The sequence below is a fragment of the Alteromonas profundi genome, assembly GCF_010500865.1.
GTDB classification, from domain to species: Bacteria; Pseudomonadota; Gammaproteobacteria; order Enterobacterales; family Alteromonadaceae; genus Alteromonas; species Alteromonas profundi.
The window spans coordinates 50,144-73,173 of record NZ_JAAAWN010000018.1 but is presented as its reverse complement, the minus strand read 5'-3'; the positions used below and the strand labels follow the sequence as shown (position 1 = coordinate 73,173).

The window sequence follows — 23,030 nt, the reverse complement described above, 5'->3', positions numbered from 1 at the left end:
TAATCCTCGCTAGGTCGTTTATAATCGCGAGCTTTAGTATTTTCAGTAGCAAATATAGGCAGTAGCTAATTGTGGAATTTATCCGCGGGCTTAAAAACGTAAAACCCTCTCATAGTGGGTGTATCCTTACTATTGGCAAGTTCGACGGAGTGCACCTAGGCCATCAGGCGGTGCTCACCAATGTGCTTGAAAAAGCCAAAGCATTGGATCTACCCGCCATGGTAATGGTATTTGAACCCCAGCCTGAAGAGGTCTTCATGCCGGAGAAAGCGCCAGCGCGCATTAGCCCTCTTAGGGAAAAGTATGAGTTACTTAAAGCGCAAGGTGTCGATAGGCTGTTGGCGGTAAGATTTAATGCTGATTTTGCACGTCAGTCTGCCGATACGTTTGTGCATGATTTACTTGTTGATAAGCTAGGCGTGAAATTTCTGGTGGTGGGCGATGATTTTCGCTTCGGCCATGGTCGCAAAGGTGACTTCGCCATGTTGCAAGCCGCCGGTCGCAAGTATGGGTTTGAAGTGGTAAGTACGCAAAGTTTTACTATGCATGCTCATCGCATAAGCTCTACCGCCGTGCGTCACGCACTCGCAAGCGGAGACTTCCCGCTGGCTAAAGAAATGCTGGGCCGCCCGTTTACAATATTTGGCCGGGTGGTGCATGGAGAGAAAAAAGGCCGAACGATTGGCTTTCCTACGGCAAATGTCATGCTAAAACGTTGCAGAACACCGATACATGGTGTGTTTGCCGTGCGTGTTATGGTTAAAGGGAAGCAGTATAATGGCGTGGCAAATATAGGTACTCGCCCAACATTAAACGGTGAGCGCAATCAACTAGAGGTGCACATTTTTGATATGACCGATGATATCTACGGCATGCCTATTTCAGTTGCACCTATTGCCAAAATCCGCAATGAACAAAAATTCGCTTCATTTGAAGCGCTAAAAGAACAAATTAAGGCCGATGCTATTAAGGCTCGCCTGTTATTAGAATAGCTAATCGTGATAAAGTCTGCGCGCAGCTATACCGTTTTGACCAATGCAAGCCTGAACAATACCCAGTGGGGTATTGGGTATTATTATAGGTAACCGGATAATACATATTTATGAGTGATTACAAAGCCACATTAAACCTTCCAGAAACCGCCTTCCCTATGCGCGGTAACCTAGCGCAGCGTGAGCCTAAAATGCTTAAAGCTTGGCAGGAAAAAGGGGTGTATTCAAAGATTCGCGAAGCGAAAAAAGGCAAGAAACCGTTTATTCTTCACGACGGTCCTCCGTATGCAAACGGCGATATCCACATTGGTCACGCAGTTAACAAAATTCTAAAAGATATTATTGTTAAGTCGAAAAACCTTTCTGACTTCGATTCGCCTTATGTGCCTGGATGGGATTGCCACGGTTTACCTATCGAATTGATGGTAGAGAAGAAAGTGGGCAAGCCGGGTAAGAAAGTTACTGCCGCTGAGTTTCGCCAAAAATGCCGTGAATATGCGCAAAAGCAAATAGATGGCCAAATGGCAGACTTCAAACGCTTAGGCGTGTTTGGCGAATGGGATAACCCCTATAAAACCATGGACTTCAAATCAGAAGCCGACATTATCCGAGCGTTAGGTAAAATTGTAGACTCTGGCCACCTAGAAAAAGGGTTCAAACCTGTTCACTGGTGTACCGACTGTGGTTCAGCCCTAGCTGAAGCAGAAGTTGAATACAAAGACAAAGTATCTCCGGCTATAGATGTTAAGTTTCCAGTAGCCGATTCAGCAGCGATAGCTGAAGCGTTTGGGGTAACTGAAAGTGACTTGGCAGCGCATAAAGCGGGCGTAGTTATCTGGACAACGACACCATGGACCTTACCGGCAAACCGCGCCATTAGCCTGCACCCAGAGCTAACCTATGCGATTGTAGAAATTCAGCCTTCTGGTGAGTGGCTGGTAGTGGCCCAAGAGCTACTAGAAAGTTGCATGCGCCGTTATGGTGTAGAAGATTTCCGTGAAATCGCCACCTGTACAGGTGAAGCGCTGGATAAATTAAAGGTTAATCATCCATTTTTAGATATTCAAGTACCGTTGATTTTGGGCGAGCATGTCACGACTGATTCTGGTACTGGCTGCGTGCATACCGCCCCCGCACACGGTGTAGACGACTTTAATGTATGCAAGCAGTACGACATCGAAGTATATAACCCCGTGGGTAACAATGGTGTATACCTTGAAAACACACCTTTGTTCGCTGGACAGTTCGTGTTTAAAGCCAATGCCACTATTGTCGAAACCTTAGAAGAAAAAGGCAACTTGGTACTTAACGTTAATTATGAACATAGCTACCCACATTGCTGGCGCCATAAAACGCCGATTATCTTCAGAGCAACGCCACAATGGTTTATCAGTATGGATAAGCAGGGGCTGCGCGCTTCTTCAATAGAAGAAATAGGTAAAACCAAGTGGATCCCTGATTGGGGCCAAAACCGCATTGAAAAAATGGTGGAAGGTAGACCAGATTGGTGTATTTCACGTCAGCGCACATGGGGCGTACCTATTCCCTTGTATGTGCATAAGCTTACCGGTGAAATTCACCCGCAATCGTCTGCTCTAATGGAAAAAGTAGCCTTTGAAGTAGAAAGCAAAGGTATTCAGGCGTGGTGGGATATTGACGATGCTGATTTGCTGGGCGACGACCTAGATAATTACGAAAAGGTAACGGATACCTTAGATGTATGGTTTGACTCTGGCGTTACCCATTATTTTGTGGTCGACCGTCGTGAAGATATACCGGCCAGCGCCGATTTGTATCTTGAAGGGTCAGATCAGCACCGTGGCTGGTTTATGTCATCGCTTATGACTTCCACTGCTATGCACGGTCATGCGCCGTATAAAGAAGTACTTACTCACGGCTTTACCGTAGATGCCCATGGTAGAAAGATGTCGAAGTCGGTAGGTAACGTGGTTGCTCCGCAAGAAGTTACCAATAAGCTAGGCGCAGATATTCTACGCTTATGGGTGGCATCAACAGACTATCGCGGCGAAATTGCAGTTTCAGATGAAATTCTTAAACGTGCTGCAGATTCCTATCGTCGTGTACGTAACACGGCGCGCTTCTTACTTGCCAACCTTAACGGCTTTAGCCTTGAAGATGCAGTACCGGAAAGTGAAATGGTAGCGCTAGACCGCTGGATAGTGGCGCGAGCAAAAGCGTTACAGGAAGAGTTGATTGAGGCATTTGAAAAATACGACCTCTTGGTTGTTACGCAAAAGTTGATTCATTTCTGTTCTATCGAGTTAGGTTCTTTCTACCTCGATGTGATAAAGGATCGCCAATATACAGCGAAATCAGATGGCATTGCTCGTCGTTCGTGTCAAACCGCCCTGTATCATATTGTGGAAGCACTGGTACGCTGGATGGCACCTATTACCAGTTTTACTGCACAAGAAATTTGGGAAGCGTTACCTGGCGAGCGCAGTGAATTTGTGTTCACAGAAACCTGGTACGAAGGGTTTAATAGCTTCACACAAAGTGAGACGTTTAACGATGAGTTATGGCATCAAGTATTAAGTGTGAAAGATGCTGCCAACCAAGCTATGGAACAAGCCCGTAAAGAAGGGCTTCTCGGCGGTTCGTTAGATGCAAGTATCGAATTATACGCCACCCCGGCATTATTTGACGTGTTAGCAAAGCTAGAAGATGAATTACGCTTTGTACTTATTACCTCAGGCGTAAGCCTCACTAAGGTAGAAGCAGCACCAAAAGATGCAAGTAAAACCGATGTGGAGGGTTTGTGGCTAACGGTAAATAAAGCAAGCGGTGAAAAATGTGTTCGTTGTTGGCATCACCGTGAAGATGTAGGTTCACACCCTGGCCATGAAGCATTATGTGGGCGCTGTGTAACCAATATCGACGGCGAAGGGGAAGCGAGAAGTTATGCATAACTCTGCGCCACTTACCAATGGCAAGCACTCTGGTTTGGCGTTATTTCGCCAAACCGGTTTGCGGTTTTTATGGGTAAGCTTAGTCTGTTTTGTACTGGATCAGTGGACAAAGTACGCCGTAATGGACAGCTTTTCGTTGTATCAGTCGGTACAAGTATTGCCGTTTTTTAACATCACTTACGTGCACAATTATGGGGCTGCATTTAGCTTTCTGGACAGTGCTGGCGGGTGGCAGCGCTGGTTCTTTACCGCTATCGCCGTGGGGGTAAGCGGTGTAATACTTTGGTGGCTTAAGCAGTCTACTCGTGAGCAAACGTTATTGCCTGTTGCCTTTGCCTTTATTTTAGGCGGCGCATTAGGCAATGTGTACGACAGGCTTGTGCACGGCTACGTGATCGACTTTCTCGATTTTTATGTAAACGGGTATCATTGGCCCGCATTTAATATTGCAGATAGCGCAATTTTTATCGGTGCGGCCTTGCTAATTATCGATATGTTTAAAAACGGTGATAAAAGCAAAGCGTCGGTATCGCCTGATCCCATAAAGAAGTAGTTGGAGGCGACATGACAGATACAGTAACAATAGGTTCAGATAGCGAAGTTATTCTTCACTTCGATTTAAAACTTGAAGATGGTTCGGCGGCAGATAGCACCCGCGTTAATAATAAGCCAGCGAAGATGGTCATGGGTGACGGTAGTTTAACTGCCAATTTTGAAGCCTGTTTGCTAGGACTTAAAAAGGGTGATAAAAAAGCGTTTACGCTACAAGCGAACGATGCCTTTGGCGAACCTAACCCAAACAATGTTCACTACATGGATAAAAGCCGTTTTGGTGCTGATATTAAAGTGGAAGAGGGTATGATCTTGGCCTTTTCACAGCCCGATGGTTCAGAAATTCCGGGTATCATTCGCAGTACGGCGGGCAATTCTGTCACCGTTGATTTTAACCACCCTCTTGCTGGTCAAACGGTTATCTTCGATGTGGAAATTATTGATGTGCAACCCGGTAAATCTCAAAAAGGTGCAGAGTAATTATGCAAATTCACCTCGCTAATCCTCGCGGCTTTTGTGCCGGTGTAGACCGTGCTATTACCATTGTCGAGCGTGCGCTTGAAATGTTTAAGCCACCTATTTATGTACGTCACGAAGTGGTTCACAATAAGTTTGTGGTAGACGGGTTACGAGAGCGCGGGGCTATCTTTGTTGACGAATTGCACGAAGTACCCGATGACAGTATTGTTATTTTTTCTGCTCATGGTGTTTCCCAAGCAGTACGTAAAAAAGCGTCAGACCGCGGCTTGAAAGTGTTTGATGCCACGTGTCCGTTAGTTACCAAAGTTCATATGGAAGTAACGCGGGCCAGTAAAACCGGTACCGAATGTATTTTAATTGGTCACGCGGGTCATCCCGAAGTAGAAGGGACCATGGGACAGTACGACAGCGAAGAGGGCGGTATTTACTTAGTTGAATCACAAGCCGATGTCGCAACGCTTGAAGTTAAAGATCCCGCTAATCTTTATTACTGCAGTCAAACAACCTTGTCAGTAGATGATACCGCCGATGTAATTGACGCGCTTCGAGGGAAGTTTCCCGACATTCAAGGGCCACGCAAAGACGATATTTGCTATGCCACGCAAAACCGCCAAGACGCAGTACGTGATTTATCGCAAGACTGTGACGTACTTTTGGTTGTAGGGGCGCAAAATAGCTCAAACTCAAACCGTTTACGGGAGCTTGCTGAAAAAATAGGGGCTACTGCGTATCTTATTGCTGATGCCAACTGCATTCAAGCATCGTGGCTAGAGGGCGTGGAGCACATTGGCGTTACCGCTGGAGCCTCAGCACCTGAGGTTTTAGTGCAAGGCGTTGTCGAGCGCTTAAAAAGCTGGGGCGCAGTATCGGCGTCCGAGCGCCTTGGTCGTGAAGAAAATGTAGAGTTTGCAGTGCCTAAAGAGTTACGGGTGAAACAGGTTAGCTAGCCTTCTCGTTTATTTCGTTATGGCTTAAGACACCCCATAGGCGAACATCGCTTATGGGGTGTTTTTTTACGCTTTTGTTTAATAGCAATAGGGCGCGTTTTGCTGTCAAATCTATCCACAATAGCTATAGAACGAACGTAAATATGTCAATTTGTATAATGTGTCTTACGTTCTTATACGTTTAGATTATCGCCGATACCCTGACACCGCTATTTTTGTCATAGACTATTACACTGACAAAAAAATATTTACCTTGTGGGTTTTAAATTAGGTGAGCATGAAACAAAAACAGCAGAGCACAAAGTGTGTGACACAAAGGGGCGCCGGACTTGTCGAAATATTAGTCACCCTCTTTATACTTGCTGTGGGCTTACTTGGTGTCGCTGCCTTACAGTTTACGGGGTCATTCGCTAATAGAGATGCAATTAGCCGAACCCAAAGTGAATTTGTTGCAGCCGAAGTCGCTGAACGCCTTCGCATAGCGGCACGTCCAGCAACGGCAGGGGACGGCATGGTAGTGAACAACCGCTATTTTAATGTTGAAAACTATAACTTCTCGGGCTTAACCTGTAGTAGTGGCGAAAACGCTTATCGTTGCTTTTGTTTAAGTCGACCTGCCGCCATCCCCAATTGTGAAACTGCCGCATGCAATGAAGAGAATATGGCCAAGTACGATGGATGGGCACTGTCGTGTGCAGCTGTGCAAACCAATCCACATACCCAACTCTTTGTGGCATGTACAGATAACGACAATACCGATATTTATAATTGTAGCGCAGGGTCGCGAGTAGAAGTTTTACTGCGCTGGCCAGTATCTTCATCCGGCAACCAAATTTATGCATTAAATACCCGCTGTAATCCCTTAAAGGGAGAGAGTTATGCCTGTGTGTTTAAGGACATTACCTTATGACAGCGGCGCGGGGGTTTAGCTTAGTTGAGTTGATGATTACCTTGGTACTGGGTTTAGTCATTTCAGGGGCCGTAATACAAGTTCTGGTAAGTAGTAGTGTTACCAATAAACTTAATCAAGCGGTGTCCCAGGTACAAGAAGCTGGCCGGTTTATTACACGGCGCTTAACTAATGAATTCTATGATGTAGGCCGTTACGATTTAATAACCAGTGAAATTGACGATAGTATCGACCCCGTTATTGAGGCTGCTTATGTGCAAAACCATCCCATTGCCGTGGTCGGCGACTTTGCTAGTGATGCTGCATTAGGCAGTACTGAAGGGGCTGCTGGAACGAACGATCGACTCATGGTAAGCAAGTTAGCGCAGCAAGACTGTACTGGCAGTACACATGGGTATAACAATGGTGAGGCGTTTCATGTGGTCAACCTTTACTTTGTAAGTGCACAAGAGCTCAGGTGTACCGGCTTTGATGGGCGCGTACTGCGTGGTTTGAAAACACAGGTCGTATCGCCCTCAACTATTGTTCTACTCGATAATGTCGCAGCCTTTCATGTGCAATATGGTGTAAGTGAGGCAACCCAAGAGGCGACAGGACAAGCAGTACGGTATGTAACCGCAGAGCAAATAGAGGCCTTGCGTGATAACCAACAACAAGTGGTTTCGCTTCGCTGGGCACTGCTTATCCAAAGCTATCAAAATCAAGTACAGCAAAGCGTGTCACCACAGTTTGCGGTGCTTAATGAAAGTGCAGTAACGCTGAATGCCGACCACTATTATCAGGTATTTACTAAAACGTTGGCGCTGCGAAATATGAAGAATTTTGTAAGGAGTTCTCGATGAAACAACAAGGGGTGGTAATGGTGTTCGCGTTACTGGTTCTATTGTCGTTAACTATTTTGGGCATTAGTGCGGTATCGAGTAGCTTATCACAATCCAAAATGGCGGTGGCTATGCAGCAATCTGGTATTGCCTTTGATGCCGCTGAAGCGGCGATAGCAGGAGTGTTTTTTGAATCGGAAGATGAAGTCTTGTTATCGGACGATGATTTAACCGATCCGCTATCAGAGGCTCGTCAAGGTAACACGTTCAATCCGCAAACCGATGCCATGAGTTGTTTTGACAATGCGCAGTGGACAGACCGCAATATGACTACAAGTGGCTTGTCTTCAGGTACTCGCCATACTACGACGGGTGATTATCAGACTACGCCTGCGACACAAAGCTGGTCAAAAACAGCGTTTATTCGTGAGCAAGCCTGCCGGGGGTCGAGTAACGTGATAGGTGGCAGCAATGTAAATTGCCACGTATTTATAATTAGAGGGTGTGGAAAAGTTAAGTCTAAGCCTTCAGTAGTGGCCAATACACTTTCAGCTGCGGTGTTCGGCCCAGCTTCACAATAACCTAGGTTCATTGCCATGTTACGTATACATAGTTTTGCAATATCACTTGTTCTGTTCATGTGCATTGGGTTCTCTGCGTTTGCAGACGATTTAGACATATATTTAGGCTCATCGAACAGTGCAGTTACCTATAACCCTAATGTCCTTTTTATAATGGATACATCAGGCAGTATGGGGGCGACTGACAATACTAGCCAGTCAAGAATGTTACGGGTTCAAAATGCCCTTAAAGAAGCGCTAGGTTCGGCTACCAACATTAATGCCGGGCTAATGCGATTTTCAGATTACGGCGGACCTATCTTGTATCCTATTCAGGGCATTGATGAGCCTGTTCGGCCTGAACTTATTACCTCCATAGGGGCGTCAAATCACGACGCATATGAAGTTAACGGGGTTGTAAATACTAATAGCGATGACGTGGTTTTGAGCTCGGGTACTGAAACCGTGTTAGCGGGGTTGCGCTTTTCTGAATTGAACATACCTCAAGGAGCTACAATAGAGAGTGCCTATATAAGGTTTACCTCAGAGCGCTTTAATGTTGCAGCAACCGAATTGTCGATTATGGGAGAAGCCTCAGCGAGCAGCAGCGTATTTTCAGCATCGTCATCGAACTTGTCTTCCCGGGTTCGAACACAAGCGCAGGTTACGTGGGCCACAGACAATGATTTCCCTGCATCCGGTGAAGTCGTCACTACCCCTGATATATCCAGTGTAATCCAAGAGATTGTTGATTTAGACCAGTGGTGTGGTGGTAAAGATTTATCCTTACTTATTGAAGGTGTAAGTAGCGATAGCGCAAGTAACCGTTTAGCAAGAGCACAGGACGCGGGCCAAGGCGGTGCGCCTCAACTGGTGGTAACCTATGACGATAGTACCGCCACAGGGTGTATCGCTGGCGAGGCGCTGTATCAGGTATCAAGCTCAAGGGACAATTTAGAAGAAGATTATCGTGGTTATCGAAATACGGGTGCAGAGCTAACATTTAATAGTAGTTACAATAGCTATATTGGCATTCGCTTTCAAAATGTAAACATTCCACAGGGGGCGCAAATTAGTGAAGCCTATTTAGCATTCACCGCCTACGATACCTCAAGAAATAATACTTCAACAATGGAAATACGCGGGGTTGCCAGCGATGATGCCGATGACTTCTATCCGGCTTATCGATATCATTTGCGTAATCTTAGCAAAACGTCAGGTATTACCTGGTCCATGCCTAGGTTTAGGCGCTATTCCGAATACACTTCACCGGATTTATCTGCCATTGTGAAGGAAGTTATCGACCGGCCGGGGTGGGAGCCTGGCAATGCGTTAGCGTTTGTATTTAGTGATTTTAACAACTATCGCGGTGCCTACAGCTACAACGATGTTCCCTCTGCTGCGCCCCGTTTAATTGTTAAGTTCAATGGTAGTGCTACTCCCGGGGCTACGTCGACGGTACGTGAACACCTAGTCAGTAAAGTGGATGAGCTAAGCGCCAGTGGTTATACCCCCATTGTAGATACATTGTATGAGGCGGTGAATTATTATGGCGGTAGAAATGTAGATTACGGGCTAACCCGGGGTAACTACAATGTGTCTAATACAGTACGGCGCAATACTCGGGTAAGCCACAGAAGTAGCTATTTGGGTAGCGATGCGGTTCGTCCAATTGGGTGCACAGATGACAACCTTTCCGATAGCGATTGTATCAACGAATATATTCCTAGCGGCGCCACCTATATTTCGCCTGTAGGTGACTTACAGTGTCAAACTAATAATCATATTGTGTTGCTATCAGATGGCGAGGCAAACAGTAATCACAGCGTAACAAAAATAGAAGCGTTACTGAATAAAAGTTGTAGCGGCAGTGGCGGTGAGAAATGTGGTCTGGACCTGGTTAAAGATATCAGTAAGTCAGAAACCTCATCTATCGATAGACGCATTATCACCCATACCATAGGGTTTGCTGCCAATACCTCAGCAAATAACTTTCTTAATCAGCTGGCTCTTCAAAGTGGTGGTGGTTTCTATCAGGCTGATAACAGTACCGATTTACTCGCCGCATTTAATACCATTTTACGTTCAGTGAAAGATATTAATGCTACGTTTGTCTCCCCTGGTGTGGCAGTGAACCAGCTAAACCGTTTAACCCATCGCGACGAGCTATATTTTGCGTTATTTAAACCTAGCGAAGGTGCTATATGGCCCGGCAACCTTAAACGCTATCGTTTAAGCGGCGATGAGGTATTAGATAAAAATGGCCTTGACGCGGTAGATAGCGTAACCGGCTTCTTCGCCGATAACTCACATAGTTATTGGTCGGTACTGGCTGATGGTAATGATGTAAGAGAGGGGGGAGCAGCGAGCAAAATGGGCGTAAATAGAAATATGTATGTGTTTGACAGCGCAGGCACTATCGCTCGCACCGCGAACATCTTGCATGAAGACAATAATGCTATAACCACCACTTCGTTGGGCATAGAAGATGAAGCTGACGCTGAAGACTTACGCACTACCTTACTTAAGTGGGCGCGAGGGATAGATGTTAAAGACAGCGATGGCGATGGCGATAGCAGCGATGTGCGCTTGCAAATGGGCGACCCCATCCATTCTCAACCTGTTATTGTTAACTACAGTGATACTGACTCAGCCATCTTCGTGGCAACGAACCATGGCATGTTGCATTCTTTCGATGCACAAACGGGAGAAGAGAATTTCGCCGTTATGCCCGCCTCTTTGTTGCCTAATCTTCATCATTTTTATCAAGATATTTCTACCTTTGAACATCAGTACGGATTAGACGGTGACATGGTACTTCGTACGGTGGGAACCAGTACGTACTTGTATCTGGGAATGCGTCGCGGAGGACGTAACTACTACGTTTTTGACATTACGCAAAAAACATCACCTGTGCTCAAGTTTATGATTGAAGGCGGCAGTACCGGGCTTGAAAAATTGGGGCAAAGTTGGTCCCGTCCAACGATTACAAAAGTACGAATGGGAAGCCAAGAAAAAAACGTCATGATAGTAGGGGGCGGCTACGATGTAGCACAAGATGATAAGACGGTACGCAGTGCAGACTCAGTAGGTAACGCTATCTTTATGTTTGATGCGGATACAGGCGCGTTACTTTGGTCAGCCAGTAATGCCGATGCTGACGTGAATATTGCCTCTATGAATTACAGTATACCAGGGCGGATTTCGGTGATAGACAGAGACAACGATGGCTATGCCGATCATATGTATGCTGGCGATATGGGCGGGCAGCTATTTCGCTTTGATATATTTAATGGAAGATCAGGCAGCGATTTTATTAAAGGCGCACGTTTAGCCGACTTTGGCGGTGATACGGCAGAATCTAATCGTCGGTTTTTCTATGGCCCAGATGTTACCGAGGTAGCCCTTGGCGATGACCTTTACTATGGCGTTGCAATAGGTAGCGGCTGGCGTGCTTCACCCCTTGATATTACCGTGGAAGACAATTTTTATATGCTAAAAGATGAGGGGGTCTTCACTCGAACTTCTGACGGTGAGTATAGTTTTATGACCACGGTTGATAGCAGTGATCTTTATAATGCCACCGACCATGCTTTAACCAGTAGTGAAGAAACCACTCGCAGTCTTGCTGCCGCAGAATTTGCTAATAAAGCAGGCTGGCATATAGCGTTGACCACGGGGGGGGAGAAGGTGTTGTCTTCGCCGCTAATTATAGATTATAAAGTCTTTTTCACCACCTACGTACCTGCTGTGAGTAGCACCAGTGCCTGCGCACCTCCTACTGGTAATAGTAGAGCCTATTTGGTGAACATGTTTAATGCAAACGCAGTAAGCGATTTAAATAACAATGGCGACTTAGACAGCTCTGATAGGTTTGCCGATTTGAAACAAACAGGCATCGCCCCTGAAACAAAAATATTAATAGAAGATATAGTAAGCCCTGTGGTGTGTTTAGGTACCGAATGTGTATCTGCGGTGATAAAAGTTGACGATGACGGTGAAGAACAAGCATGCACCTCGGCGTTTGCGTGTTTAGCCCAAAATATCTATGGCAAATTTGAACGCATTCAGCGCGGAAGTTGGCGTACAGAAACCGAAAGAGACGAGTAAATAAAACAATGAAAATAGCCAGTAAACACGGTTTTTCCCTTATCGAGCTGATGATAGTAGTGGCCATTATTGGCATTATCGCCAGCATTGCTTACCCATCATATCAATCGGTCGTGGTAGGTAGTTATCGAAGCAATGCACAAGCCGACTTGCTAGGCTTAGCGTCTGCCATGGAACGCCATCATAGCGGAAGTTTTAGTTATCAAGGCGCAGGCGTAAATGGCGCAAACACGGGGACGCCGGCTATTTTTGCCAGTTACTCCCCTTCGGCGGAAGGCGCAGCGAATAAACGCTATAATTTAACTATTGTATCAGCCGATACATCTTCGTTTTTGATAGAAGCGGTGCCGGTGTCAGGGAGCCCGCAGGCCGCTGATGGTAGCCTATTTTATTTTAGCGATGGTCGCAAAGCATGGGATGCTAACAATAACGACAGTATTGAGTCATCTGAGTACTGCTGGAGTTGTTAAAAGCAATGATGACTGACTTATTCCTTCGGTAGCGGTGTTTGAGCATCACTATGGGGGAGCACGGGGTCTAATCGAGCAATATCGCTAAGTATTTGCTGTGTATTATGCTTATTGTTTCTTGCTTGTGTACGGGTAACGGCCAAGCGTTTTGCATCTTGTTGCTTGCTAAGGGCTAGCGTCTGTTTCCAGTGATTAAAAACGGTTTGGTGAAACGCCAATAAAATTAATATGCTTGTGATGAAAAGTACCGAGGCAATCAATACTTCTGTAAGTGCAAAGCCCGCATTATGACGCATACAAAGCCGTTTACTTAAAGTCATGCCAGCTTCCTCGTGTCGGGACTACCCGGTGTACGCCAGCAGATGTTTGTAGCCGTTGTAGTAACCTAAGATCATATGAAACCATTCCATTGATTTGCATACTGAGTGGTTGATTGCTCATTATTGCGCCTATCACCTTACTGCTGTGTTTTATCGCTAGGCGCTTAGGTGTGCCTGTGGTGGTTACCAGTATGACTAACCCGTGAAGGGTGGAATTCCAACCAAGTGTTAAATTACCGTTTTTAACAATAAGCAGTATGGGAGCGTCTGCAGTGCCTAATGATTGGGTATTGCCGATATGACAATCACCCTCTATCCACACTACCGTACGCGTAATTTTCTTCTCACAGTTTTGTATTGTTTGAGTAGCGTCAAAATCCGCAGGAGATAATTCGCGGATTGAACGATTTAATAGCCGCGTTGTAATATCGTCATCGTCTTCGGTAATCGCACTGTCAGGAAGATTAAACAGGCCACTGTATCGCAAATAAGCACGATATATACTAATGCTAGGCGAGTTAGCGATGAGGTGAATGTTAAAGCGGTTAACCATGGTTCCATTGCTCGCGGTAAAAGTTTGTCGGTGTATTGTGCTTGTCGGGTAGTTTTCCCGCATCTGTGCACCGTCACCTGTTAGCTTAAGTTGCTGCACAATGTTTTGCATTTTTTCATCAAGGTCGGCGTATGCTTGCTGGTGGGAAAATCGGCTATTAAGCATTCTCATTTCGCCCCCCAAGCGTTGGCTACTAATCCAAATACTTAGTGTGGCTAAACTTAATAGAATACTCACTACGCTAAGGAGTACAATTCCACTTTGTGGCACCTTATTGACTGTTTTAATAAGCATTGTTTACCTTTATTACTATGCTGCTAGTCGATTTTAGGGCCGGGTTGTGGGTAGTATGAACCGCTAAATATACCTGTATTACTTGTTCGCTAAGGGAGTGATAAACCGGGCTGAGCGTGAAAGCCGATACCACCATTTTTTTGCTATCAGTAAGATCGTGCCAGCCACTTTGACTGCAAGACTTCCCTGCTACGCGATACTCTAGCGCCTTGTCGCGCAAACGAAAACCAAGCATTTCAGATGGGGCGGCGAGAGAAATTTTACCATCATGATTTTTGTCGTAGGCGAAAAGTACACAAGAGTCTGGCGCGCCGGTGGGGTGTTTGTCGATGAGTATCGCCGGGGCCGGGGCAGTTAAAAGACTAAGGCTTCCATTGTTATGAGTTTCTCCCGTTTCTGCCAGATAGCCCGCGCGGGACAGCTGCAACGATATGGTTTGGGTAAGAAGTCGCAATTCACTTTCTAAAACCAGCCGCTGGTTCAGGGTATTTAACGAATGCGCCAAGCTAAGCACACTTGATGTGGCAAACAGGATAACCGCAGCGCCAATTGCCAGTGCAACTATAAGTTCGGTTAAGCTAAAACCAGTCTTGCTCAACATTTTGGAATACCACTGGTGGCGATAGCATTCGCGAGCGAACACATTCTGCTTCGCCCTAAATTACTCACAACCACTCGTCCTTCGTAATCGTCAGTAACGATAGATAAGCTAAGTGCGCTTGAAAAACCCATGCCGTGGGTGCCGTCAAAAGTGATGGTCTTTTTTTCATCTCCAGCTACTTCCAGGCGGCTATTGAGCGTTGCGTAGGTTAATCTGAATTCTTGGCCTCCTATGTGGCACTCCCCCACTTGATGGCAGTTACACGTACTGCCGGTAGTAAGCCCCAGGCAGCCCGCGTGTGAGGGGTCTATAGCTACATTCACTGTTTTTCGGTGTGATAACGCATGCGTTCTGCCTTGGTGCAGCAACAAGTGGCTTTGTCGTAAGGCGGCAACAAATTCACTCTGTTGTCGCCAGTTCAGGTAAGAAGGGGCCGCGAGCATGGTGAGTATGGCTACGATGCTGACCGCTACCATACTTTCTGTGAGTGTGAACCCTCGGTGGGGAAGATAAACCATGCTTTAGTCCGGTTATGTGGCTATTTCTCTGTTGGTAACCTTGAGCATACTGAAACAATGGGAAGAAGGAAGCTGTACCATGGGTGGGAAAAATAAACGAGGCACAACAAGCCATGCAGGCTTTTCTCTAATTGAGTTGATGCTCGTAGTGGGATTGATTGGCATAATGATGGCTATTGCTGTGCCTAGCTATCAAGCAAGTCGTGATCGCGCCACGCGTCACCAAGCTATTACTTACTTATTGACCTTGCAAATAAAACAAGAATATTACTGGTTAAATGAAGGGCAATACCGACGTTTAACCGGCCTCCCTATGCACAATATAAAAGGTGTGTCTGTTAGCGAAGAAGAAAAACCCAGCGCGGGCTACGCTATTTCTGTCACGTTGCAATACTTGCCTAAAGAGGATGAATGTAGAACCTTAACCATAACCCCAGTAGCGACCTTACCGAGTCAATGCTGGCTTGGATAGCCTAGGGGCGAGGCGCTGTGTATTTACGTAGACGAGCAGGCAAGGGGGCTTCCACTTAAATCCTCTTTAAGGCCATCATTATCACTATCTATGGCTACTGCAATCCTACCGTTAAGCGTTAATAGCACAGCGGAAGCGTAGCTAGCATCTCGGGTATCTGGGCATATGATTATGGAGGTACGAGTATCTATACTGCCATCTTCGAAAAACAGAAGGCTACCTGATGCACCTAATATTAAGTTACGTTGGTTTATAGCGTCGCTGGTGGCTATTAAGGTTTCATTATTATCAATCTTGCTATTGCCGTTACTATCAATAAACACCATTTTACCGCGTTGCCAATCGTCTACACAGTTGATGTAATCGATAGACGGGCACAAGGTTACATTTACCTGCTCATTGACACCAGTAAAGCGCGCTCGTTGCACAATAGCACTAAGACTGTTTATATCGGCAGTTATCCTATTCTTTATAAGTATACTGGATACATTGGGCCCTACCATAGTCACCATGATGGCCAGTATTGCTACCGTAATTAGCATTTCAAAGAGGGTTAGCCCTGCCTGAACGTGGGCCGAAATAATCGACGTGGGGCGCGGTGCAATTTTCACTATTTATGTTATCCAAAGCCACTAAGGTCAAAAACAGATTATACGAGACCAATGTGATAGTAGAGCCAACGTATGATGCGTGGTTTAGAGTAAACTATAATGGCGAGAGTTGGGTATGCCAATTAACAATTAGGCATTGTTGACAATACAATGGCTGTTAGCGAGGCGCTTAATTTAACCTTTATGGATAAGAATGTACCCAATAGCACTAACATCTGGTTTCAGTTTGGCGTAAACTCAGACCTCAGGACGCCTTAATCAATGTGGACATTATAATGCAAAAACAAGCAGTTATTGAAGAAATGAAAGTGCTGCCTGAAATCGACGTAGCCTTTGAAGTCACGCGTCGTGTGTCTTTTATCAAGAAGCAGTTACTTTCTTCAGGGTTAAATGCACTTGTGCTAGGAATAAGCGGTGGCATTGACTCTTGTACGTTAGGTCGGCTCGCTCAGCTCGCAGTGGATGAGTTGAACGCCGAGCAGCACGAAGCGTATCAATTTATTGCCGTTAGATTACCTTACCAAACCCAGGCTGACGAGCAAGATGCGCAGGCATCTATAGATTTCATCAAGCCCACCCACGCGGTAACCGTAAACGTACAGCCTGGCGCAGACGCTATCCACCAAGCTACTTCTGATGCGCTTAATGGTACAGGCCTATTGCCTGACAACGACGCCAAAGTAGACTTCGTTAAAGGTAACGTTAAAGCGCGTACGCGTATGGTTATCCAATACGAGATAGCCGGTTTGGTGGATGGTTTAGTTCTAGGGACAGACCATTCTGCTGAAAATATCACAGGCTTTTACACTAAGTACGGAGACGGTGCATGTGATCTAGCCCCCTTGTTTGGGCTTAGTAAACGTCAAGTGCGTCAAGTTGCAGCCTATTTGAAAGCGCCTGAGCATGTTATTACTAAAGCGCCTACCGCTGATCTAGAGAGTTTGTCGCCACAGAAGGCTGATGAGAAAGCCTTAGGCATGACTTATGATCAAATTGACGATTTCCTTGAAGGTAAGTCTGTATCAGCGGAAGTGGTTGAGAAGCTACTGTACATTTATCAGCGTACTCAACATAAGCGCGTTCCTATACCCACAATTTACGACGAGTAGGTGCTATGAAAAAAATAGAAGCTATAGTTAAACCATTTAAAATGGACGATGTAAGAGAAGCGCTGGCAGAAGTTGGTATTGCTGGTATGACAGTATCTGAAGTAAAAGGCTTTGGTCGCCAAAAAGGTCACACCGAGTTATACCGCGGCGCAGAATATCAAGTTGATTTTTTACCTAAAATTAAAATTGAAGTGGTGTTGGATGACGACCGCGTTGAGCAAGCAATTGAAGCGATAGAATCTTCGGCTAAGACAGGTAAAATTGGCGATGGTAAGATATTTGTTTACAACGTTGAGAGCGCCATACGTATTCGTACTGGTGAGCAAAACGAAGAAGCAATATAAGTATTACTAATACCCTAGCCTATAAACAAAAAAGGGAGCCAACTGGCTCCCTTTTTATTAACTAAGATTTAGTGATCGTGGCCGCAACCGCCAGCTGCGTGTGCGTGGCCATGCTCAAGTTCTTCTGCGGTAGCATCTCGAACATCAACAACTTCTACATCAAAGGTAAGGGGAATACCCGCTAGCGGGTGATTACCGTCCACCACAACTTCCTCGTCGGTGGTTTCAATAATGATAACCGATTGCTCACCTTCAGGGGTTGTCGCTCTAAACGACATACCCACTTCCACGTCCATGCCATCAAACATTGAACGTGGCACTTGCTGCACAAGGGCATCGATACGTTCTCCGTACGCTTTTTCTGGCTCAACCGATAGGTTGAATTTGTCGCCTTTTTGTTTTCCCATTAAGGCGTCTTCTAAGCCTTCAATAAGAAAGCGGCGGCCTTGTAGCACTACTAAAGGTTCTTTACCAACAGACGAGTCAAGCTCTGTTCCGTCTTCGGTAGACACTGTGTAGTGAAGGCTAACAACACTATCAGAAGTAATGGTCATAATAGATCCTATTTTTTGGGCCTCGTAAGGCGATGAATTTAAATTGTTTGAACCCCAGACGTATCTATTTACGCTTTTTCACAATTTTACTGGCCGCTTGTTCAATACTGTAGGGCAGTGGATTTGGGTAGCACACAATGTCTGGTTGCTGTGCTAAACGATGAGCGTCGTCTTGCTGTGTATCATTGGCAAGTACCGACATTATCCACGTTTCTTCGGCGAGCGTGGCCGATGCTATGATCATACCTGCTCTGCGCCAATTGTCACCCAACTGTTTCTCGAGGTTACTGCCAACTTCAACATCAACTGCTTTGGGTATAGTAAAACTATAGGCCGCTCGCTTATTTTTTCCAAGAAAGCGAGTGCGTGCGACGACTTCTTGGCCCATATAGCACCCTTTATCAAAGTCGATACCATCGATGGCCTGCACGTTAAGCATTTGCGGAATATACTCATTAACCCCGCTCTCACTAAGTGTCGGAATTACGTTGCTAATCAATAAAGCATTATAAATCTCTTGCGAATAGACAGCGCCCTCGGCTTTTTCGCTAAAGCGTTCTTCTAAGGCTTTGGATTCGCTAGCCGCGATAATGAGATAGTAGCCGGCCTGGCTTAACGGGGCTTTGAACACTTTTCCCGCAGAAGATTGCGCAGAGCTCATAGGCTCTTCAGGCAAGCTATCAAAATAAGGCGTTAATACCGATTCAGCTAAGGCTTGGCTAATAAAATACTGGTTATACTCATCGCTCTTATCCACAATGTCTACTTTGGAGAAAACGCCGTACTTATTGAGCTGTGCAAGGGTGTGCGCACCTGCCTCTTTATCGGTAACGAGAACTATTTCATTGTTCATTCGTGTAATCATCGAAACAGACCAAGTTTTGCCTTTATTGTCGCAGTGGGCGCAAAATCTAACCTTGGTGTTATCCAGTTCGTTAACATTCACCGTTACTTGCCCGTGTAAATAGCTGTCCGCCTGCTCGCCTTCAAGGCTTATCAACATTTGATTGGATAAACGGATGGCGTAATGAGATGGCAGATCTGAGAGCGAGTGTAATGCTGTCATGTAGAGTCCTGAATAAAATTGCAAATGATAGCGTCAGTAAAACGCGTTTAACTATTCTCTTTAAGGTGTGGTGCTAAATCAATATATCAAGGGGGGAATGCACAATCGCGCGTATATGCCGTTCGCGAAGTATTAAAATACAGGAAAAAAGGCGTACCCTCGTTACAATACTCAGCGAATCAGACTAAAAGGGCAGTGATCCTGGCCCCCGCGCCATGATATTATCTAACAGTCCTAATAACTAGAATGCTGATATGTTTGAACAAAAAAGATTATCTCGCCTTAAATGGGCCTGTCGCCGCGGAATGTTAGAGCTAGACGTTCTTTTGTTGCCGTTTGTAGAAGAAGCTTTTGCTGATTTACCCTATGAAAAACAAGAAACATTTGAGCGTTTACTCACGTGTGATGATCCCGATTTATTTGCATGGATAATGGGCCACCAGAAGTGCGACGACCCTGAACTCGCCGAGATGGTTTCCATCGTCGTCAATCGTGTCAAAGCACAGGGTTAAGCTGCATTATTGTGCAATAAGACGCTACGGTTTCTTATTACCCGTGGCGTCGTTGGCCCTTGCCCTTGTTGCTATGCCTGAACCAGTATGGTCTTACGCAGTGGCCCCCTGGCTGGCATTAGCGGCGTTTACAGGCCTTGTCGGATTAAAAAACGTATTTGGTTACAAAAATATAGGTCATAGTGATCTGTATACCTTAGCCTGTGATGGTACACTGCAAACCCACTTATTGGCTGGGGAAGAAGTAAGTTTTCCTACCTACAGTATTCACCCTGCGTCAAAGATAATGCCGTGGGGCATTGCATTAGCAGTGGCGAAAAACGCCGATTGTGGCAGTAGAAATTCGGCGAAGCACTTACGCTGGATATTGAAAGGTGAATGTGCAGAAGCGGACTATAGACGTTTTTGTCGCTCCGTTTTACAAGCACACATTCACAACGTAACAAGGAATAACATTGATGTTTCGTGAGTATATAAAAGCCCTCTTTAAACGAGCAGATTCGCGGCAGTTATCACAATTTCGCCCGCCTACGTTACCTCCTCGTATTTATACTAAATACATTAATGTGGATAGCACACACTACCAAAAATTCTGCCATGAAACGCAGTGGCATAGCGATGATCACATGCATCCCTTGTATTTGCAGGTACTGTCGTTGCCGTTGCAAATGCAGTGTTTACTTGACAAAAAAAGTCCATTTCCCTTACTCGGTTTAATTCATTACGCCAATAAGGTTCAAGTGCATGGGAACTGCAATATAACCGACGTTTTTGAGTGCCGCGTTAAATTTAGCGACGTGCGGCCTCATAGCAGAGGGTGGGAATTTGATGTGTCTTTGTTTGCTTTTCAACATGGACAATGCGTTTATGAAGCCATTAGCACCTACTTATTGAAAGCAAAAGCGGTACATGTTGCGCCTAAGCCTATTCCAGCGCAAACGAATGATAGCTGTTTTGAAGAAAGCCAATGTGAAATCGGGACCCTTGATGTTTCTACTGACATTGGGCGCAGGTATGCCAAACTTTCGGGCGATTATAACCCTATTCACTTGTATCCATTCACGGCTAAAGCGTTTGGATTTAAACAACCCATTGCACATGGCATGTGGACCTTGGCGCGAACGATTTCTGTGGTTATGCAAAATGAAGACAAAGTGCTAAGTCAGGTAGATTGCTACTTTAAGCGCCCCATTTATTTGCCCTCGAAAGTACAGTTAATAACCTATTGTGAAACTGAAAACGCATGCAATGTGGATGTAGTTGACGAAGAACACGCATATACCCATCTAAAAGCGCAGCTTACCTTTTAACGGCGCGTAAACTACCTAAGCACAGCACAGATACATGCGCATAAAAAGCCCCCGAATATAACTTGCATTATGGCGAGCAGGGGGCTTTTTTGTTACCGCTTTTTATTACCGCACCTTAACCTTATTTCGATGTCCACTGTGTGCACGGTAAAACCGCGCGGCATATGTGAGCACTAGAGATGGGGGCTCGATGAGGTAGCGTTTAATGAGCCCGGCACCGATTGAGATTCGTTAGGTTCGGGGGCAAGTATGGTCGGCACAGGGTTTGCTAATTGTTCCGGGTGATCAAGGTTAAAGTGCAAACCGCGGCTTTCTTTTCGCGCCATTGCACAACGCACGATAAGTTCTGCTACCGTCACTAAGTTTCTTAGTTCAAGTAAGTTGTTGCTTACCCTAAAATGGGAATAATACTCGTTAATTTCCTGCTCTAACAATTGAATACGGCGCATAGCACGCTCTAAACGTTTATTGGTTCGAACGATCCCGACGTAATCCCACATAAACAAGCGCAACTCGTGCCAGTTATGTTGAATAATAACTTCTTCGTCTGAGTCTGACACTTGGCTTTCGTCCCACGGTAATATGGGCTCTTCACAAGAGGCGATGGGCAATTTAGAAATAATGTGCTCAGCGGCGGCAGTGGCAAAAACGATACATTCTAATAGCGAGTTTGACGCCATACGGTTAGCACCGTGCAACCCCGTATAGGCCACTTCGCCGATAGCATACACGTTCTCTAAATCTGTCTTAGCGTTGAAATCAGTCATTACACCGCCACAGCTATAGTGCGCTGCAGGTACCACGGGAATAGGTTCACGGGTAATATCAATGCCCAGTGAGCGACATTTACGATAGATATTAGGAAAATGTTTAACGATAAAATCGGCAGGCTTATGGCTAATATCTAAATACATACAATCAGCGCCTAGCCGTTTCATTTCATAATCTATCGCACGCGCAACCACATCCCGCGGCGCCAAATCGCCACGCTCATCAAACTTTTTCATAAACCGAGTGCCATCGGCATGGCATAAAAATGCACCTTCGCCACGTAGCGCTTCAGTAATCAAAAAGTTGCGAGCTTGTGGATGGAACAAGCAGGTGGGATGAAACTGGTTGAACTCCATATTTGCAACCCGACATCCTGCTCGCCATGCCATCGCAATACCATCGCCGCTAGACACGTCAGGGTTAGAGGTATACTGATAAACTTTACTACCGCCCCCTGTGGCCAACGCAATAAAAGGTGCGCGAATCACTTCTACATGTTCCTGCGTGCGATTCCACACGTAGGCCCCTACGCAGTGACCCTTTTGGGTTTTTGAGGGAATGAGGTCGATAGCGTTGTAACGTTCAAAAATATGTATGTTAGGGTGCGTAGATACGGCATCGTTAAGGGTAATTTGCAACGCCTCGCCAGTGGCATCTGCGGCATGCAAAATACGTCTATGGCTATGGCCACCTTCGCGGGTTAAATGAAAGCGCTTTTCACCTGATTCGGTCTTTTCCGTATCAAACGGTACCCCATAACCAATTAACCAGCTTAACGCATCTTTAGCCCGTTCCGTAGTGAACCGTACGGCCGGCTCTTCACATAGGCCGCCGCCTGCGTTTAGGGTATCTTTTACATGCGCATCAATTGAGTCTTGTTCATCAAATACTGCCGCAATACCTCCTTGCGCATAGCGTGTTGAACCTTCGTTCCTATCACTTTTACTTAATACAATAACCTGGCAATGTTCTGCCAATTTAAGTGCTAGGCTTAATCCGGCAGCTCCGCTACCGATAACGAGCACATCACATCGATGTTCTATGGCATTTGACGTGGAAGTTAGTGAAGACGACACTGATTTCATGTATTTTTATATATATTCAAATGAGCAAAGGTTCGGCAAGTCTAATGGATGAGTGATAAAACACAATGATCCTTGCGACTTTCCCTAAGCATTTTTTATTATTTTTAATATTTTTAATGTGAATTAAGAACTTTATTT

Annotated in this window: 24 protein-coding genes; 16 read left to right on the top strand and 8 right to left on the bottom strand. The window is 45.5% G+C overall.

What is annotated here, in order from left to right; translation table 11 throughout:
* Positions 1-71 precede the first annotated feature (71 nt).
* The 10 genes from ribF to GTH32_RS13455 all read left to right on the top strand — a co-directional run bounded on the left by ribF (position 72) and on the right by GTH32_RS13455 (position 12,772).
* Positions 72-992, top strand: coding sequence for a bifunctional riboflavin kinase/FAD synthetase (gene ribF, locus GTH32_RS13500; protein WP_163086577.1), 921 nt, complete (start codon positions 72-74; stop codon positions 990-992).
* A 110-nt stretch (positions 993-1,102) separates the two neighbouring features.
* Positions 1,103-3,922 (top strand): isoleucine--tRNA ligase, encoded by a 2,820-nt coding sequence (gene ileS, locus GTH32_RS13495; RefSeq protein WP_163086574.1) that lies wholly within the window; start codon positions 1,103-1,105, stop codon positions 3,920-3,922.
* Complete coding sequence (gene lspA, locus GTH32_RS13490; RefSeq protein ID WP_163086571.1) at positions 3,915-4,475, top strand: signal peptidase II; 561 nt, start codon at positions 3,915-3,917, stop codon at positions 4,473-4,475. Before ileS ends, lspA begins: the two co-directional genes overlap by 8 nt.
* 11 nt (positions 4,476-4,486) lie before the next feature.
* Complete coding sequence (gene fkpB / locus GTH32_RS13485) at positions 4,487-4,954, top strand: FKBP-type peptidyl-prolyl cis-trans isomerase (RefSeq protein ID WP_163086568.1); 468 nt, start codon at positions 4,487-4,489, stop codon at positions 4,952-4,954.
* A 2-nt stretch (positions 4,955-4,956) separates the two neighbouring features.
* Positions 4,957-5,901 carry a 4-hydroxy-3-methylbut-2-enyl diphosphate reductase gene (gene ispH, locus GTH32_RS13480; RefSeq protein ID WP_163086565.1) on the top strand — a complete coding sequence of 315 codons (945 nt, stop codon included), beginning with the start codon at positions 4,957-4,959 and terminating at the stop codon, positions 5,899-5,901.
* A gap of 277 nt (positions 5,902-6,178) precedes the next feature.
* Entirely contained in the window at positions 6,179-6,811 is a 633-nt protein-coding gene (locus tag GTH32_RS13475; RefSeq protein WP_163086562.1) for a PilV family protein, read from the top strand.
* Complete coding sequence (locus GTH32_RS13470) at positions 6,808-7,653, top strand: PilW family protein (RefSeq protein WP_163086559.1); 846 nt, start codon at positions 6,808-6,810, stop codon at positions 7,651-7,653. The genes GTH32_RS13475 and GTH32_RS13470 overlap by 4 nt, the downstream gene beginning before the upstream one ends.
* Positions 7,650-8,213 carry a PilX N-terminal domain-containing pilus assembly protein gene (locus GTH32_RS13465; protein WP_163086556.1) on the top strand — a complete coding sequence of 188 codons (564 nt, stop codon included), beginning with the start codon at positions 7,650-7,652 and terminating at the stop codon, positions 8,211-8,213. Before GTH32_RS13470 ends, GTH32_RS13465 begins: the two co-directional genes overlap by 4 nt.
* Positions 8,214-8,228: 15 nt before the next feature.
* Positions 8,229-12,302: a PilC/PilY family type IV pilus protein gene (locus GTH32_RS13460; protein WP_163086553.1), complete on the top strand. Its 4,074-nt coding sequence runs from the start codon at positions 8,229-8,231 to the stop codon at positions 12,300-12,302.
* A gap of 8 nt (positions 12,303-12,310) precedes the next feature.
* Positions 12,311-12,772 carry a type IV pilin protein gene (locus GTH32_RS13455; protein ID WP_163086549.1) on the top strand — a complete coding sequence of 154 codons (462 nt, stop codon included), beginning with the start codon at positions 12,311-12,313 and terminating at the stop codon, positions 12,770-12,772.
* A 17-nt stretch (positions 12,773-12,789) separates the two neighbouring features.
* On the opposite strand, the gene GTH32_RS13450 is transcribed toward GTH32_RS13455, so the two are convergent.
* The 4 genes from GTH32_RS13450 to GTH32_RS13435 are packed head-to-tail and all read right to left on the bottom strand — an operon-like array spanning position 12,790 to position 15,058.
* Positions 12,790-13,092, bottom strand: coding sequence for a type IV pilus modification PilV family protein (locus GTH32_RS13450; RefSeq protein WP_163086546.1), 303 nt, complete (start codon positions 13,090-13,092; stop codon positions 12,790-12,792).
* A complete protein-coding gene (locus GTH32_RS13445; protein WP_163086543.1) occupies positions 13,079-13,939 on the bottom strand; it encodes a hypothetical protein in 861 nt (286 codons plus the stop codon). Before GTH32_RS13445 ends, GTH32_RS13450 begins: the two co-directional genes overlap by 14 nt.
* Positions 13,929-14,540: a prepilin-type N-terminal cleavage/methylation domain-containing protein gene (locus GTH32_RS13440; protein WP_163086540.1), complete on the bottom strand. Its 612-nt coding sequence runs from the start codon at positions 14,538-14,540 to the stop codon at positions 13,929-13,931. The genes GTH32_RS13445 and GTH32_RS13440 overlap by 11 nt, the downstream gene beginning before the upstream one ends.
* The gene (locus tag GTH32_RS13435) at positions 14,534-15,058 is read right to left on the bottom strand and encodes a prepilin-type N-terminal cleavage/methylation domain-containing protein (protein WP_163086537.1); all 525 of its coding nucleotides are present in this window, start codon (positions 15,056-15,058) and stop codon (positions 14,534-14,536) included. The genes GTH32_RS13440 and GTH32_RS13435 overlap by 7 nt, the downstream gene beginning before the upstream one ends.
* A 79-nt stretch (positions 15,059-15,137) precedes the next feature.
* On the opposite strand from GTH32_RS13435, the gene GTH32_RS13430 reads away from it, so the two are divergent.
* Entirely contained in the window at positions 15,138-15,530 is a 393-nt protein-coding gene (locus GTH32_RS13430) for a type IV pilin protein (RefSeq protein ID WP_163086534.1), read from the top strand.
* Between the two features lie 23 nt (positions 15,531-15,553).
* Here the strand turns inward: GTH32_RS13430 and GTH32_RS13425 are convergent, their stop codons facing one another.
* On the bottom strand, positions 15,554-16,141 hold the full coding sequence (locus GTH32_RS13425) for a GspH/FimT family pseudopilin (protein ID WP_163086531.1): 588 nt from the start codon (positions 16,139-16,141) through the stop codon (positions 15,554-15,556).
* A gap of 275 nt (positions 16,142-16,416) precedes the next feature.
* Here GTH32_RS13425 and nadE point away from each other — a divergent pair, with 275 nt between their 5' ends.
* The gene (gene nadE / locus GTH32_RS13420) at positions 16,417-17,250 is read left to right on the top strand and encodes an ammonia-dependent NAD(+) synthetase (RefSeq protein WP_163086528.1); all 834 of its coding nucleotides are present in this window, start codon (positions 16,417-16,419) and stop codon (positions 17,248-17,250) included.
* Positions 17,251-17,255: 5 nt separating this feature from the next.
* A complete protein-coding gene (locus GTH32_RS13415; RefSeq protein WP_163086525.1) occupies positions 17,256-17,594 on the top strand; it encodes a P-II family nitrogen regulator in 339 nt (112 codons plus the stop codon).
* Between the two features lie 68 nt (positions 17,595-17,662).
* Here GTH32_RS13415 and GTH32_RS13410 read toward each other — a convergent pair whose 3' ends face one another.
* On the bottom strand, positions 17,663-18,148 hold the full coding sequence (locus GTH32_RS13410; protein ID WP_163086522.1) for an FKBP-type peptidyl-prolyl cis-trans isomerase: 486 nt from the start codon (positions 18,146-18,148) through the stop codon (positions 17,663-17,665).
* A gap of 64 nt (positions 18,149-18,212) precedes the next feature.
* Positions 18,213-19,214 carry a CAF17-like 4Fe-4S cluster assembly/insertion protein YgfZ gene (ygfZ, locus tag GTH32_RS13405; RefSeq protein ID WP_163086519.1) on the bottom strand — a complete coding sequence of 334 codons (1,002 nt, stop codon included), beginning with the start codon at positions 19,212-19,214 and terminating at the stop codon, positions 18,213-18,215.
* A 254-nt stretch (positions 19,215-19,468) separates the two neighbouring features.
* Here ygfZ and GTH32_RS13400 point away from each other — a divergent pair, with 254 nt between their 5' ends.
* From GTH32_RS13400 to GTH32_RS13390, 3 genes are read left to right on the top strand one after another with little or no spacing between them, the layout of a single operon-like run.
* Complete coding sequence (locus tag GTH32_RS13400) at positions 19,469-19,726, top strand: FAD assembly factor SdhE (RefSeq protein WP_163086516.1); 258 nt, start codon at positions 19,469-19,471, stop codon at positions 19,724-19,726.
* Positions 19,707-20,195, top strand: a complete 489-nt coding sequence (locus GTH32_RS13395) for a protein YgfX (RefSeq protein WP_163086513.1) — start codon at positions 19,707-19,709, stop codon at positions 20,193-20,195. Before GTH32_RS13400 ends, GTH32_RS13395 begins: the two co-directional genes overlap by 20 nt.
* Entirely contained in the window at positions 20,185-21,036 is an 852-nt protein-coding gene (locus tag GTH32_RS13390; protein WP_163086511.1) for a MaoC family dehydratase, read from the top strand. The genes GTH32_RS13395 and GTH32_RS13390 overlap by 11 nt, the downstream gene beginning before the upstream one ends.
* Before the next feature lie 173 nt (positions 21,037-21,209).
* Here the strand turns inward: GTH32_RS13390 and nadB are convergent, their stop codons facing one another.
* Complete coding sequence (gene nadB, locus GTH32_RS13385) at positions 21,210-22,892, bottom strand: L-aspartate oxidase (protein ID WP_163086508.1); 1,683 nt, start codon at positions 22,890-22,892, stop codon at positions 21,210-21,212.
* Positions 22,893-23,030 lie beyond the last annotated feature (138 nt).